Here is a 15665-nt window from a genome sequence, read left to right as displayed (position 1 = left end):
CGGAATGCACTCTCTATTGCCGGCTATCTGCTTAACGCAACTGTATTTAAAAAGGGCATACCACGCCCTTGGGTATAACCGATTAGAATGGGTTCGATCCACATGAACCATTCTTTGCTGAAATAGTAAAAAGAGTTGGTTGCGAACGCTATCCAAGTCCGTGATTTACCGTTTATCGCCATCTCTGATGTATGTTTTGTTCGTTCAAAGAATAGTTCAATTTTTGGAGCCTCGAAATCTATACTACTCACCTTTGGCTGCTTTAAACGTACACTATTTTATCAAAAAAAATTACCGTTTTTACACGTCTAGTGTGCTTATGAAATTTAAAAAATACCTTAAAATAGTCACTTTTTGTGAAGTTTTTTCTTACAATTTAAACTTTTTTATGTTTTATTACGTTTACATATAAAGGGTTACCTCTGACTTTTTCCAAAACTAAATTTCAGAAGTTCCTTTTGTTTTTTAATTGTGAGGTGCCCTTTTTGCTTGAAGTTATTAAACTTTCACACAAAAAGTTCCTTCTAAGCGTAGCATTACGTAAAAAATTAAATACGTAAAGTTGAGATTATGATAAGTAATGAATACAGGTTAGACCGAAAAGTTAGCTACATACCTTCTTTTCATCCAAATTATAGGCTTTAAAACTTATTCAGAATACGCAGCTATAATTGTTCAACATAATTTTTTTCCATTGAAGCATTCAAAATTAAAAGATAGTCTAAACAACGTATTGATAAATACCCCTGCTATTTTCGATTGGGTCACTGAAAAAACTATTGATGGTTTATGGTTTTATGAAAAAAACCATCCAGACAAGATATGGATTAACAGTTCGTTTTGGCAAGGCCTAAATTTCAACTTAAAAGAATCTGATTACGCATTACAAACGTTATACAACATCTACAAGATAGCTTCTCAAAATACCCTTAATGAATTGCTGGTTGATTTAACCACTAATGAAAGAAAAAGTACCCGACACTTCATTTCATTTACCAATAAAGAGAAAGAAACATTATCATATGAGGTTGACGCCTATGAGCCAGAAGATCAGGCAGAGTGCTCTTATTGTCTACTCAGATTCAAAAAAAATAGGGTTACCAGTAGCCATAAAGGAAAAACAGCCTCAGAAGAAAGAATAAAAACACTAGAGAATCTAATAGGCATTTATGAAGAAACCAATGAAATTGCTCGTATTGGTGGTTGGGAAGTTGATTTGATAAAAAATGACATTATCTGGACAAAACTTACTTGCGACATCCATGAGGTATCAGAAGATTATAAACCCAGTTTAGCTGAAGGTATTAATTTTTACAAAGAAGGATGGAGTAGGGATTTGATCACCAAGGCCATTGCGGATGCCATTGAAAAAGGCAAACCCTTCGATACCGAGTTAAAGATAATAACGGCAAAGAACAATGAGCTATGGGTAAGGGCTTTCGGCACACCGGTTTTTGAAAACGGTCAATGTACCCGTATTTATGGTGCATTTCAAGATATAGATGAAAAGAAAAAAAATTCCATTGAGTTACAATTGACCAAAAGCCGTTTTGAAAAAATCTTTAACAGCTCACCTCTAGGGATTGTCCTCATCAATACAAAAAATGAACTGCTTTCTTTCAACCCCGCCAGTTTAGATATTTTTGGGTTATGGGACTCTAAAGAGGAAGACGTTCTAAAACTTTCGTTTAAGAACGTTATTCTCCCAGAAAAAAAGGAAGAAGCGATCGACCTGCACGATAAATTGATTAAAGGTGAGATAAACAGCTACCAAATTGATGCAAAATGTATACATAGCTCAGGAAAAATTATTTGGTGTAGTTTAAATTCATCAATAGTTAGGGGAATCGAACATACCGAGGATTTCATTATTACACAAATCGAAGATATTTCTGAGCAAAAAAAATTACAGCAATTAGCAGCAGAAAATGCCGATAAACTCACTACCACCTTCGATAATTCTCCAAATGGCATGGGCGTTATCAATCTGGACGGTGAATGGGTCATGGTCAATAGAAATTTATTGAAAATGTTGGGGTATTCCAAACAAGAATTTCTAAAACTCAACATAAAGGATATCATCCATCCTGAAGATCATAAAAACAAAACCCTTTTTACAAACAGATTTATCAATAAGAAGATTGATTATTATAGTTCTGAAAAAAGGTTTTTGAAGAAAGATGGGGCAACTGTTCATTGCTATTTACATGTAGCTGCTATCCATAACACCGATAGAAATGACACCACCTTGATTTGTCAAATCGTGGACATGAGCGAACAAATTAAAGCAAAAAATGATCTAAAGCATAGCTTAGATGATTTGCAAGGACTTCTCGATGCCACTACGCAAGTGCTCATCATTGAAACCGATCTCAATCACGTTATCAAAAAATTCAATAAAGGTGCTGAAAACCTATTAGGGTACGATGCCAATGAAATTATCGGAAAGAAAAGCCCTAGTTTTTTCCATATCAAAGAAGAAGTAGACACCTATGCAAAAGAACTTTCTGCTAAATATGGCACAAAAATAAAATCTGAAGAAGTGTTTACACACAATGTCCAACAGGGAGAAATCGAGGCGAAAGAGTGGACCTATTTAAGAAAAGACGGTAGTACCTTTCCCGTTCAACTTGTAATCACCGCAATTCTAGATCAGAATAAAAATATAAAAGGGTATTTGGGGGTGGCCACAGATATTACCTATCTCAAAAACATGGAGCAGTCATTGGTGGCATCAAAAGAAAAAGCAGAAGCGGCCAGCAAGACAAAATCAGAGTTCTTAGCGAATATGAGCCATGAAATCAGAACACCGCTAAATGCCGTGATAGGGTTTACCGACCTCTTGATGAAAACTGATCTTTCAGACAGTCAGCAAAGCTATATGGATACGGTCAACAGCTCTGCGATATCATTGCTTGATCTGATAAACGATGTTCTGGACTTCTCTAAGATAGAAGCGGGAAAATTAGAACTCTATGAAGAAAAAGTTGATCTCATCAAATTATGTGGGCAAACAATCGACCTTATAAAACAACAGGCACATAGTAAAAATTTAGAGGTACTGTTGAACGTTTCTCCAGAGATCAACCGTTTTATCCATGCAGATACCGTAAGGCTTCGACAAGTGTTGATCAATCTTTTGTCTAATGCCGTGAAGTTTACCGATAAGGGTGAGATCGAGCTGAAGGTAGCGGTCAGAAAACCTCACAGGAAAAGTGAAAAAATGTGCTATATTTTTTCAATACGAGATACAGGAATTGGTATAGCTAAAGAGAACATTGACAAAATTTTCTTCGCGTTTGATCAAGAAGATGGTTCAACTACGCGTAAATATGGAGGTTCAGGGTTGGGGTTGACCATTAGCAATAGCTTATTGAATTTGATGGGCAGCAACCTAATGGTAAAGAGTAAGTCCGGATCTGGAAGTGTCTTTTATTTCGAAGTATTCTTTAAAACCCATATCGAAGAATTCCAAGATGAAATATATTCGGGTCACGTCAAGCGTGTGCTGATCGTAGATGATAATGAAAACAATCGTACTACCTTAAAAAAGATGCTCGACATAGATAAGATCAATTCTAAGCTTTTGGCTAATGGAGTGGATGCTATTGACATTTTACAAGAAGGGGAAACTTTTGATTTGGCCATCATTGATTATCATATGCCCTATATGAACGGTCTTGACGTAATTAAACACATTAGACAAGAACTCAAAATAAACAGAGAGCAACTTCCTATCCTTCTCTTACACAGTTCAGGTGAAGATGAAAAGATCTTAAAAAAATGTAAGGAACTTGACATTCAGTTCAACATGGTCAAACCTATAAAATTAAATGCCCTTTTTGATCTTATTGCCAAAGTGAAAAGGCCAGGTTCATCAATTTACGAAAAAGCCGCTCAGGTCGAAACATTGGATGTATCCTTATATAACTATAAAATAATGGTAGCAGAAGATAACCCTGTCAATAAATATTTAGTGAAAACCATTATCACCAAATTGCTTCCTAAAGCCGAAATACTTGAGGTAGATAACGGTCAAGAGGCCGTGGACCTTTATAAAACCACACCTTTAGATTTAATATTGATGGATATTCAGATGCCTGTTTTAAGTGGTTTTGAAGCAAGTCAAAAGATAAGAACATTAGAAAATAGCGAAAAAAGGGTTCCCATTATTGCGGTAACGGCCAAAACAGTAAAAGGAATACAAGAAAATTGCCTTGAATTCGGAATGGACGATTATGTCACTAAACCACTTGTATTGGAGACCCTCAAAAACGTTTTTGTCAAGTATTTGACATCCAAAGACCATAAGTCTGTGGGCATATCAACAGCGAGCGATTAAACCATTTAAAGGAAATTACATGGGTACTAAAAAAATAATCTTAGTCGAAAGCCAAGCAGAAGCACGTAACGCTTTGAAAGAACTTTTATCTAAAAATTCTTTTGAGGTGATTGATTTTAACAATAGCATGAGTGCCATTCAATGGATAAAGCAAAATGGAAATCCTAAATTACTTATTCTAGAGGAAAAATGCACCCCTTTGAATAGTCTGCAAACGTTAGATTATTTAGACCTTGAGATTGGTAGGCAATACCCTTGTTTGATCATCGGTGAGCCCAACACCGACACGCTGAAAAGAAAACTTATAAGTGTTCTGAACAGACCTTTTACGGATGCCACAATTTTGAAGATTAATGAATTTTTGGATTCATGTAAGAAAGAGATGGAATCTGAGAAAAAATACTCCCTAAGTTATTTAGAAAAAATAGGAGGTGGAAATTATGAATTTATTGAAGAATCCATCAAAATTTTCAAAGATTCGGTGGCCTCAAGGTTGATTGAAATTCAAGAACAATTAGATCAAAAAAACGTCGACGAAATAAGAAAAATAGCGCATAACATAAAACCATCGTTCGAAATGATTTCCAACGATAAAGGAACGGAGCTATGTCATCTATTGGCGAATGCCGAAAAATATGAAGCCTTGCCCCAATTGGTAGAAGAACTAAAAAAAGAATTTGAGGATGTCAATGCCCAGATCACTGCTGATCTAATTAAAAAATAAAGCTAAAATGAAAAAGAAAATACTTGTTGTAGAAGATAATCCAATGGTCGTAAAATCGCTTGAGTTCAAGCTGATCAAAGAAGGCTACGACGTAACTATTTCAATAGATGGAAGAAGTGCCATGGAACAATTAGAGTCTATTGAATTCGACTTGGTGCTCACAGATTTGATGCTACCCTTTGTTTCTGGCAGTCAACTGATTGAACATATTAAGCGAACCCATTCAAAAATTCCCATAATCGTTCTGTCCACCTCAACACAAGAAGATATCATCACAGAAGCCTTTACCATGGGTGTTGACGATTTTATTACCAAACCCTTCAGCCCTAATGAGCTGTCTTTAAGGGTAAAACGAAGTTTATCGAAAGTTCAATAAAATATGCAAAGAATGGGCTACTTATAAAAATTTATAAATCCAAAAAAAGTAAGACCAAATCAAACCGAAATGAATTTTTTGACCGAGCAGTTCGAGGGTTTACCTTCTATTCTGCAAATTAATTTAATGCTTAGCATCTGTTTTATAACCCTTGCACTCATGTTATTGGGCCTTGTGCTCTATTTGCGTATGTACAAGAATATAAACATGGCCGTTAAGGAAAAATTAGAGGCTCAGATTCAAGATTTCATTAACAACTATATTTTTGATGATGACTTTAACAAGTCTAATCCTTCAAGGAATTTCAAAAGAAAATACCTTAAAAATCGATATGCCTTAAAAATAATGATGAAACAGGTTCTAATCTTTAACCAGAACTTTAAAGGAGAGTCATCCATATACATTAAGGAAATTTTTTTCGACTTAGGTCTAGACCTTTTTCTTATCTCAGATTTAAGAACAAAAAGTTGGTTCAAGAAAGCAAGGGCCTTATTTGCTTTGCGTCAATTAGATGTGAAAATACCAGATAGCATCGTAAAGCCCTTAATAAATTCGAAACGCGCTGAGCTCAGGCAGCAGGCAATACTCTATCTTCTTAATCAATCTCACCACAACCCGCTAGAGTTTCTAGATCAAATAAATATCCCCCTAACACTTTGGGAACAAATTTATATCGAAGATGCCCTCAAAGCCTATGAGGGGGAAATCCCGGATTTTTCGCGTTGGTTGGTTCATGACATTACCAGCGTGGTAGTTTTCTGTTTAAAAATGATCGTTGACCACAACCAATATGCAAGTACCCCTGAAATGCTAAAGCTGTTACAGCATAAAGATGTTGAAATACGTCAACAAACCATTATTGCTTTAAAAAAACTGGAAGTCTACGAAGCGGTACCTAGCCTTATTGAGAATTTTTCTCATGAGACCATCCTCATAAAACAAGAAATTCTAAAGGCCATTGCCGAAATGGGGTCAGAAAAAGAGCTTGAGGTTCTCGGAAGTTTAATTGCAGAAGAAGAACTGATCATTAAAAGGGACTACCATAAAATCACGGGTCATGCTATAGAAGAAAGATCAATTAAAGAAGGAATAACCGGAATAAACCCTTCGACTTATACTGATGGTTTTGTTCCGAAATTCACGCTTTAATATAACCCATAAACATCACTATAATTGGATATTAATTTCAATATACTAACGAATTTAGCAAGTTGGCTCTTTTTGATCTATGCTTTAATACTCTGTACCGGTTATATTTTCTCAGCCATATTTTCCATTATTGAATTAAGGGATTATAAACGAAAACACAATTTTAAAGATGAGGTTCCCCTATTACAATCGGCTCATCTTCCAAAAATCTCAATAGTAGCTCCGGCATATAATGAAGTATCCAATGTCATAGATAATATACGGTCATTACTTACTTTAGATTATCCATTTTATGAAATCGTAATCATAAATGATGGAAGTACCGACGGTACGTTAGAAAGTCTTATAACCCATTTCGATCTTGTTTTAGACGAACAAGGCCAGGGTACACCTCATCTTCCCAGCAAGAAAATAAAAGGGACCTACATTTCCAAGAACAAAGCCTACGACAATTTAAAGATCATTGATAAGGAGAATGGTGGAAAAGCCGATGCCTTAAACGCCGGAATCAATTATGCTCTTCATGACATCATTTGCTGCATCGATGTAGATTGCATTTTAGAACGGGATGCCTTACTGAAACTTGTAAAACCATTTCTTAATAATACCAAAAAAGTAATCGCCTCAGGTGGAATCATACGCGTCGCCAACTCCTGCATTATAGAAGATGGTAAAATCATTGAGGTCAGGTTGCCCGATACCTTTATAGCCCGAGCACAGATCTTGGAATATTTTAGGGCCTTTTTAATGGGAAGAATGGCTTGGTCAAGTATTGACGGGCTTATGATCATATCAGGTGCTTTTGGCATGTTCGATAAAGAAATCGTAATAGAGGCAGGAGGGTACAATTGTAATACGGTTGGCGAAGATATGGAGCTACTAGTTCGTATGCGGCGCTATATGTGTGATCAAAAAATTCCATATAAAGTAGGTTTCATACCAGATCCATTATGCTGGACAGAGGTACCTCAAAATTGGAAAATGCTTTACCGCCAACGCAACCGTTGGGCACGTGGAACTATAGAAACCCTGATAATGCATGAAAAAATGATCTTTAACCCTAAGTATGGTCTATTAGGCTTGCTGAGTTCTCCTTATTGGATGTTTTTCGAATGGTTCGCTCCCTTAATCGAGTTTCTTGGCATCATTTTTTTCATGTTCCTTCTGGTTACCGGACAAATAAACTGGCTGGTTTTCTTGTTGTTTTTTGGTGTCGTTTATAGCTTTTCAATTTTATTTTCGATTACTGCCCTATTCTTTGAAGAATATACTTTCCAGCAATACACGAAGCCAAAACATTTGATACGGCTCATGCGTACGGCCATGCTTGAACCATTAATTTATCATCCGTATGTAATGTGGGCGGCAGTCAGGGGTAATATTGATCTATTACGTGGTAAAAAAGCTTGGGGCAAAATGATCAGAACCGGATTATCGAACCCTTTAACCAATAAGAACCGAATTTAATTTGGAGGTTTTCTAAATCAATTATTATGTCCAAATATAACATTGCCCTTTTGATCGCCCTGTTGTTGAACGCTATGTCAACAATGGCGCAAACCAGTATGGGTACAGATGAGTTATATACAGCAGCCCGTGTTAGTGCTTTTGAGGAGGATGACTATCCGAAGGCGATTTCCTTAATTAAACAAGCGATCGCGAAAAGTCCGGATTACTTGGAGATAAATATTTTTTTAGGCAGATTATACACCTTCACCGATAGCTTGCCAGAAGCAAGAATGATATTTGACAAAGTATTACAAAAAGAAAAGGGCCACGAGGAAGCTTCACTCGCCTATGGTAACCTCGAGTATTGGAACTCCGATTCTAAAAAAGCACTTGAAATTGTCAATACAGGATTAGAAGTACATAAGGGATCCGAGAGCCTCGGCATTCTAAAAGCCAAGATTCTCAAAGACCTACAGCGTTACGAAGAAGCAAGAACGGTACTCGACAATTTGCTTAAGGCAAATCCAAAACTTACGGAGGCCAGAGGCCTAATCGGCAGTATAAACAGCTCTTCGGCAAAAAATGCCATGGGCATCGGCTATGAATATGTTTATTTTGATAAACGCTTCGACGACCCTTGGCACCTGTCGAATATTGATTACACCCGCCAAACAAAGTTAGGATCTTTTGCAACTCGAATAAATTATGCCAATAGGTTTAGAACCGATGGTATGCAGCTTGAAGTTGATGCCTACCCAAGAATTTCAGATTTATTCTACAGCTACTTGAGTGCAGGAATATCTGATAACGGCGGTATTTTTTCAAAATACAGGGCAGGTTTCTCGCTGTACGCCAACCTTCCCTATGCTTTTGAAGCCGATGCGGGCTTTCGCTTTTTGGCCTTTAACCAAAACACATGGATATATACCTTAGGTATTGGAAAATATTATAGCAGTTTTTGGTTCAATTTTAGAACCTATTTAACCCCTTCCAACAGCTCCGTCTCGCAGTCCTATTCTTTAACCACTAGATATTATCTAGGAGGTGCAGATGATTTTATCAGCTTTAAAATAGGAACGGGCCTTTCACCAGACGACAATGTGAACAGCGTTTCTTTTGATCCCAATAACATTTACAAACTAAAATCCTATGGCGTAGATGTTGGGTATCGCAAATTATTTTTGGACACCAACGTTTTAATTATCAGTGCTTTCATGGAAAATCAGGAATATAACGTGAATACGAAGGGAAATCAATTCTCAGTAAGCTTAGGCTATATAAAGCGATTTTAAATCATGAAAAGAAAAGTTACTGGTATCGTACTTCTATTAATACTGCTAACGCCTGTTTTTATGTGGATGGGTTGGGTTTTAACTCCAAAGAAAAAGTTAGTGATCGCTTTAGTGGACAAAACAGTATTAACGGCTCAGGGTCAAGAGCATATTTCTTTAAACTGGATCTTAAATCACAACCGGTATACCAAAACACAGGATAAATCTTATAAAATCGAACGTGACTATTTTGGCTTTTTCCCGTTAGAGGATGAAAAGTATCTTCTTAAAGGTCTGGAACGGTTTTCAAGCGAGAAACTTAATCTATTAAGCGCTGATGCCGACTTGGCCTATGTTACCGACACGTATGGCATCTATACGAACGAATGGTTCAAAAAGGGCGACATAAACAATCGCTCATCTATGTTATATGGTGGGTTAAGCTACGAGGACTTAGTCTTTTTAAAAGCGATGAAAGAGCGACATAAACTGATTCTAACCGAATTCAACACCATAGGCTCCCCCACTATGGTCGAAAACCGAAAAACCTTTGAGCATATGTTCGGCTTACATTGGACCGGTTGGACTGCCCGTTATTTCGACAATCTAGACAGCACCACAAATCTTGATCTGCCCCAATGGCTTGTGGACAATTATAAAAAAGCGAACAATGGAGCTTGGCCTTTTACAAAACCGGGCGTCGCCTTCGTAAATGAAAAAGAGCAAGTAGTTATTTTGGAGGAGGGCACTCATTTGAAAAATGCGTTGCCCTACATCAATACAACGCCACAGGCACAGCAAAAATGGCATCTTCCAGATACAATTAAATATCCCTTCTGGTTCGATGTAATTATACCTGATCTTAAAATAAATCAAGTTAATGCAACTTTCAAGCTCAACTTACTTCCTAAAGGCGAAGAAGAACTAGCGAAATATAGCATCCCTCAAAACATCCCGGCCATTACCAGCCATTTAGAAGATGATTATAAGTTCTTTTACTTTTCAGGAGATTTTAGTGACAATCCTGTGGGGACAAAAACGTCATACTTTAAAGGAATCCATTTTTTTAAAAGCCTTTTTTACGATGAGCGCAATCCTTTAGAGCGTAATAGTTTTTTCTGGAATTTTTACAGGCCATTGATAAGCCAGATTCTAGAAGACGAACTACACGCTTTAGAGGAAAATTAATTTTTAGTACCGTATTTTTTATAGATAGAATCAGGTATTAGCGGTGCCCCTTCTGTCAATGCCGTATTACGATGTTTAAATGCCTGAAAGGCATTTACTAATTCTTCCTTGATCTCAGTGTTATCTATCAAGGTTTCTCCCATATTAGCATCTAACTCGAATACATCATCGCCATTTAAATGGAAGTTTCCGGACACAAAATCTACCATATCGGTTTTGGTTTGCATTATGGGGATTTGATGAATGTTCCTAAAATCCGCAACCGTATCAAGTCCCGTCCCCATAAAGCTAACTTGTTCCGGTAATTTAAGTTGATGATTAGTGGCGAAATAATTCAACAAGCTCGGTGCCAAATCAAAATGACTGGATATGGAAGCTATAGTTGCCGTTCTTTTTAACAATGGGGAGTACACAATCAAAGGAACATGGTACCGGTCGATTTTCGTACCCATGGGTATCTCAGGAATACGATGATCACCTGTAATAAAAAAAATGGTGTTTTCATAATCTTCGCGCTTTTTATACGCCTTGAAAAAACCTTTTAAGGCATCATCGGCATAAAGCACGGTGACATACTGTTTTTTATACGAACCATGTTCCTTTTTTTGTGCTTCGGTTAAGTTCATAGTTTCGATACGCTTCTCGAAAATTTCTTCATATTTTCTACTGTTGTTCACTACAAACGGACTATGCGTAGCAACCGTTAAGAACACGTTTAATCGGGGAGCATCAAGCGAATCTGGTTTTTGTTGCTCTAGATATAGTTTATAAAGTTCTTGATCACCATATCCCCAAGAGAAATCATTACGTGACGGTAGTTTTTTATAGCTAGAAGGAAACGTATATTCATCGTAGATACGCCCTATATTATTTTTTTCTAGATAATCCTTCATACCATCGAAACGAGTATCTCCACCATAATAAAAAGTGGTTTCATAACCTTTGCTTTCAAGAATATTCAAAAGGGAAAGCTGTTTGGGTTCTTTATTTCTTAATTCCAAGAATCCATTTTTGGCAAAAGGAAGAGAGCCTAACAAAGAGGGCAAAACAGCAAAGGTTCTACCCCCATTGCTTAAAAAATTCTTCCAGTAAAGACTCTTACGCGAAAGTGAATCAAGAAAGGGAGTAAAATTTCCCAAATAAGCCCCTTCATTGGTATATGCACGACCCAAACCCTCGACCACAATAAAAACTAGGTTCGGCATTTTTTCCTTAGGTTTGAAAAAGGGCGAAAGCACATCTTCTTGAGATCTAGGATGCAAGAAAGGAAATGACTCATTAGTGTACTTTATGGTCTTTAACCTTGACAAACGTTCTTTATCTCTCTTTCCTAAATAGCTCTCGGCATAAATATCAACTCCGTCATCTGTTCTAAAGAAATAAGAATTAGCTGCTTTATAAAAATGTTCGGACTTATGGATGACCAAATTATTCGCGTAATCTGTGCCTAACGCAGGTTTAGTCAAATTATCAGTACTCCCCACACTAAAAAAAAGAACTGAAAATAACGGAAGGGCAAGAGCTGCCCATTTAGGGGCTTTTATTTTTTCGGGAACGGTATAAAGTCCTAGACCTACTAGTCCGATAAAAATTAACAGAAGTACTACGCTTAAGGATAAATCGCCAGAGGCACCTACAGTCTGTTTAATATCCTCTAAAGAATATCCAAAAAAGTCAGAACCCAATAGAACAAGAGAATTATTAAAATACGCGATAAGTATAAAATGTATGGTAAAAAAAACGAGGGTCAACAGAGCGATTAAAAACTTGGCTATCCTAGGATTAATCAAGTGGATGGGAACAAAAAAAATAGCGGGGATAAAAACCCAAGTCGACCACAGTATAAAATCCCTGATTAAACTTAAGGTCAGTAACTCACCGAACCCAAAGGGAAATGGGTGGTTAAAAGTGTAGAAAAGTAGCTCTGTAACACTAAAAAGAAGTAGCATCAACAAACTGAATACCGCATACCCTGAATACCACTGCAAGGCCCTTATTAAAGTATATGCTGCTTTTTTTTGGTTCATGGCAAGTGAATTAGAGGCGGGTTTTCGTATGGGTTGGCATAGCTGTTTATTTAAACAAAGGAGAGGTTACGTTTTCTATACAGAACTAACTTAAAATTACCGTAAATACAGTTCCCTCTCCTAAAACGCTATCAACTTCGATAGTACCATTCAGCGCCTCTACTTGAGATTTTACCAAGAACAACCCTAAACCTTTACCCTGAGAATCACCGTTTAGGCGCCCATACATATTGAAAATACGTTTCTCTCTTTCTTCGTTCAAATCCATCCCTATACCATTGTCCGAAATGGTCAATTTCAAATACCCGTTCGATAATTTTTCAGCACTGATACCAATCTGCGCCTCCCTATCCGATGAACGATAATTTATAGCGTTCATGATCAAATTATAGAGGATGTTCGCATAATAGCTCTTCACTCCTTTATGGACAACCGAATCTTTAAAATAAGTATTTATCGTAACCTTATTTACGGCAATTTCTTCTGCCATAAGAACTTTGATCTCATTGATCACTTCGTTCAAGTTTACTTCGCAGTAGTGCGACTGGTCTATTTTTTTTAAGGACAGGGAATGATTTAGATCTTTAATGGTTTCGTCTAAAACATGTACGGTTTCATGAATGTTCTTGATTATTTCGTAATCTGAATCTTTTGTATCTACCTCCAATATGTTAATCAAACCTAATAGCGTTGCTATCGGGCTTCTCACATTATGGGAAATAATGTAGACGAAGTTTTGCAGTTCCCTATACTGGTGGATTATTTTTTGGTTCGCCTCTTCCAAAGTTGTGACATCGTGGGCAGTACCTGCCATACGAATGGGAATGCCCTCCTTATCCGTAATTACTATTCCTTTTTGATGAATGTAGCGAATATTACCATCACTTGTTAAAATACGGTATGTGATATCATGCGGTGAGCGGTTGGCAATACTTCTCTCAATGACGTTACCAACCTTCTCCAAATCCTCTGGATGTATAATTTCTTTAACGCTTTCAATGTTCACATCGAAATGCATTGAATCTTTACCATAAATTAGATATAACTGACTGGACCATTTTACGGTATCTTCTTTCATATCCCAGTTCCAATTACCCATATTGGCAATTTCCTGTGCTTCTTTTAGACTTAGCTCACTTTGCCGCAAATCACTCATCATGTTAATGTTCGAAGTGATGTCCCTGCGGTATACACAACATCCTACGATTTCTCCGCTATTACCTGTGACAGGACTGAAAGAAAGTTCAAAATGGTGTACTTCGTTTTGAACCTCCTCAGAAATAGTCACATTAAAGCTCTTGCCCGAAAACGTCTTTTTGTACCATTCTTTAAGGTTGGCGCCTTTTTTGTCCCTTGCCAGGTCTTTTAAAAAATACTTTCCTGCTTTTGGGTATTGTTCATGAACGCTATGATATAGTTCGGTAAAGGAGGTATTATAGGCAACTAAACGATATTGTTCGTCTACCGTCCAAATAAGGTTGGAGGTATTGTCAAGAATAGAATGTAACTTGTTATTTTCCTCTAATAGTACATCCAATAAAAATTGGTGGTTATTTATTTGTGGTTTAATTAAGTATTTATATCCCAGTATCACGAAAATAAAGGAACAAAAGGTGAGTATGTAGATTATTCTTGTTAGCAATAAAAAGTCATTCTCCTTTTCATTCTCATATATATCAACTATTTCCTCTAAGCCATCGAGAAATTGATTTTCTAATTTTATCAACGCTTCAACATTTGTCCTTTCGTTTATGTCACCAACAGAATCAAGATGATTTGATATAAGTTCTTCTTGATAAGCGGTAATCATTTGGACTAAACTGTCAATTTTAGGAGAATGAGAAGTGGGTACCTCAATTTTAAGCTCCCTAAAATTTATTGGGCCGTTAATTTCATTTTTAGAGTTGTCATCGCCTTTACTGATTGCTAGAGAATCTTTCGATAACCCTCCAACATAAATTTGTTTCACAAGTTTCTGGTTGCTTATGAGTTGTTTTCCAACACCATTAACGATGTTCGCATCTTTTCTTCGCGCCTGAAGCATTTGGTTTGCCAAGAAAGCAACAAGCAAGACTATTACCAATAATGCAATAACCCCTATCGTAAGCGTTCGCAATTGTTGTTTAACTATTAGCTTTCTTGCTAATATCCTTTTTGTATTCAAATTGATGTTTTTTTAAACAAAAAGATGGTAGGATACAAAAATGAGATTTAACTTATTTTTGAATTCACCTCTGTAGATCGTAACCCTATACTATGGTTTAGTTCTTCAAGTCTTAAAGGTTTAATTAGAAAATCGTTCACTAATGGATTGCTGTAGGCCTTGTTCCTATCTTCACAATCTATAGAAGAAGTAACAATCAAAACATCAAAGCATTCAAGTTGGTCGATCATGGGGGGTAAAGCCTCTAGAAATTCAAAACCACTGATATCAGGCATATTAAGATCTAAGAGTAATAGTATGTTATCGGTTCTTTTCTTTGCCAAAGTTCTTAGATACCCAAGTGCCTGCAAGGGCTTTTCGAATGAAACTACTTCTTCGGCAATATTTAATTTTTTAACCAGTAAAGTATTTAGAAATAAATCAACACGATTATCATCTACCACAATTACTCTACGGTAATTTAAAACTTGATTTTTCATTTGCTCCATTCTTAAAGTAAACCCTGGGCTATAAAGAAAACAAATCGATACACATCGTTTGCTATTTAGCTGAATCGCATATCCAATCTAAAATTGTTACGTAAACTCATTTAATCTCCTAACCGCTATTGCGTAAAAAATAGAAGTGCATGTTCGCGTCTAAGAGAATTCCACTTTCGAGGTATAAGCAAAATACCTAATTTTCTAAAAGATGTTAATATTTGTAATCTTATTCTTACTAACTAACGTAATAAAACCGATTTGGTTTTATAGAATCAATCAAAATCGATGAATGGTAATTTATAATCGACAATCTGTTGCATTTCGCCGATGTAATACATGTGCCAGAGGACTAAATTCGATTTTTAGTCATCTATGCCTGCAAAGAACCAGAACAAGGTATTTTGCAAAACTAAAACTTTACAAACGTAACAGTCAATTGAAAAAAGTCCCCCTCTTCCATTTAAGAATATATTTCAACCAATAGAACCAGAAC

General features: G+C 36.5%; 11 protein-coding genes. 7 read left to right on the top strand and 4 right to left on the bottom strand.

The window, feature by feature from the left end:
* Positions 1–23 precede the first annotated feature (23 nt).
* The gene (locus ACNR9Q_RS04730; RefSeq protein WP_419213462.1) at positions 24–251 is read right to left on the bottom strand and encodes a hypothetical protein; all 228 of its coding nucleotides are present in this window, start codon (positions 249–251) and stop codon (positions 24–26) included.
* A gap of 443 nt (positions 252–694) precedes the next feature.
* On the opposite strand from ACNR9Q_RS04730, the gene ACNR9Q_RS04725 reads away from it, so the two are divergent.
* The 7 genes from ACNR9Q_RS04725 (at position 695) to ACNR9Q_RS04695 (ending at position 10499) form a co-directional block, all read left to right on the top strand.
* Positions 695–4342, top strand: a complete 3648-nt coding sequence (locus ACNR9Q_RS04725) for a PAS domain S-box protein (RefSeq protein WP_419213461.1) — start codon at positions 695–697, stop codon at positions 4340–4342.
* A 19-nt stretch (positions 4343–4361) separates the two neighbouring features.
* Positions 4362–5066, top strand: coding sequence for an Hpt domain-containing protein (locus ACNR9Q_RS04720; protein WP_419213460.1), 705 nt, complete (start codon positions 4362–4364; stop codon positions 5064–5066).
* Positions 5067–5073: 7 nt separating this feature from the next.
* Positions 5074–5442, top strand: coding sequence for a response regulator transcription factor (locus ACNR9Q_RS04715; RefSeq protein ID WP_419213459.1), 369 nt, complete (start codon positions 5074–5076; stop codon positions 5440–5442).
* Positions 5443–5511: 69 nt separating this feature from the next.
* Entirely contained in the window at positions 5512–6591 is a 1080-nt protein-coding gene (locus ACNR9Q_RS04710; RefSeq protein WP_419213458.1) for a HEAT repeat domain-containing protein, read from the top strand.
* 24 nt (positions 6592–6615) lie between these two features.
* Positions 6616–8058, top strand: coding sequence for a glycosyltransferase family 2 protein (locus tag ACNR9Q_RS04705; RefSeq protein WP_419213457.1), 1443 nt, complete (start codon positions 6616–6618; stop codon positions 8056–8058).
* Positions 8059–8084: 26 nt separating this feature from the next.
* Positions 8085–9332, top strand: coding sequence for a YaiO family outer membrane beta-barrel protein (locus ACNR9Q_RS04700; protein ID WP_419213456.1), 1248 nt, complete (start codon positions 8085–8087; stop codon positions 9330–9332).
* Between the two features lie 3 nt (positions 9333–9335).
* On the top strand, positions 9336–10499 hold the full coding sequence (locus ACNR9Q_RS04695) for a hypothetical protein (RefSeq protein ID WP_419213455.1): 1164 nt from the start codon (positions 9336–9338) through the stop codon (positions 10497–10499).
* On the opposite strand, the gene ACNR9Q_RS04690 is transcribed toward ACNR9Q_RS04695, so the two are convergent.
* The 3 genes from ACNR9Q_RS04690 to ACNR9Q_RS04680 form a co-directional block, all read right to left on the bottom strand.
* Entirely contained in the window at positions 10496–12526 is a 2031-nt protein-coding gene (locus tag ACNR9Q_RS04690; RefSeq protein ID WP_419213454.1) for an LTA synthase family protein, read from the bottom strand. The genes ACNR9Q_RS04695 and ACNR9Q_RS04690 overlap by 4 nt on opposite strands.
* An 85-nt stretch (positions 12527–12611) precedes the next feature.
* A complete protein-coding gene (locus tag ACNR9Q_RS04685; protein ID WP_419213453.1) occupies positions 12612–14690 on the bottom strand; it encodes an ATP-binding protein in 2079 nt (692 codons plus the stop codon).
* Between the two features lie 47 nt (positions 14691–14737).
* Positions 14738–15169 (bottom strand): response regulator, encoded by a 432-nt coding sequence (locus tag ACNR9Q_RS04680; RefSeq protein ID WP_419213452.1) that lies wholly within the window; start codon positions 15167–15169, stop codon positions 14738–14740.
* Positions 15170–15665: the final 496 nt, after the last annotated feature.

It is taken from the genome of Maribacter sp. X9, from assembly GCF_048537565.1.
GTDB lineage: Bacteria > Bacteroidota > Bacteroidia > Flavobacteriales > Flavobacteriaceae > Maribacter.
The sequence above is the reverse complement of the archived record's forward strand: the minus strand, read 5'-3'. Positions and strand labels throughout refer to the sequence as shown.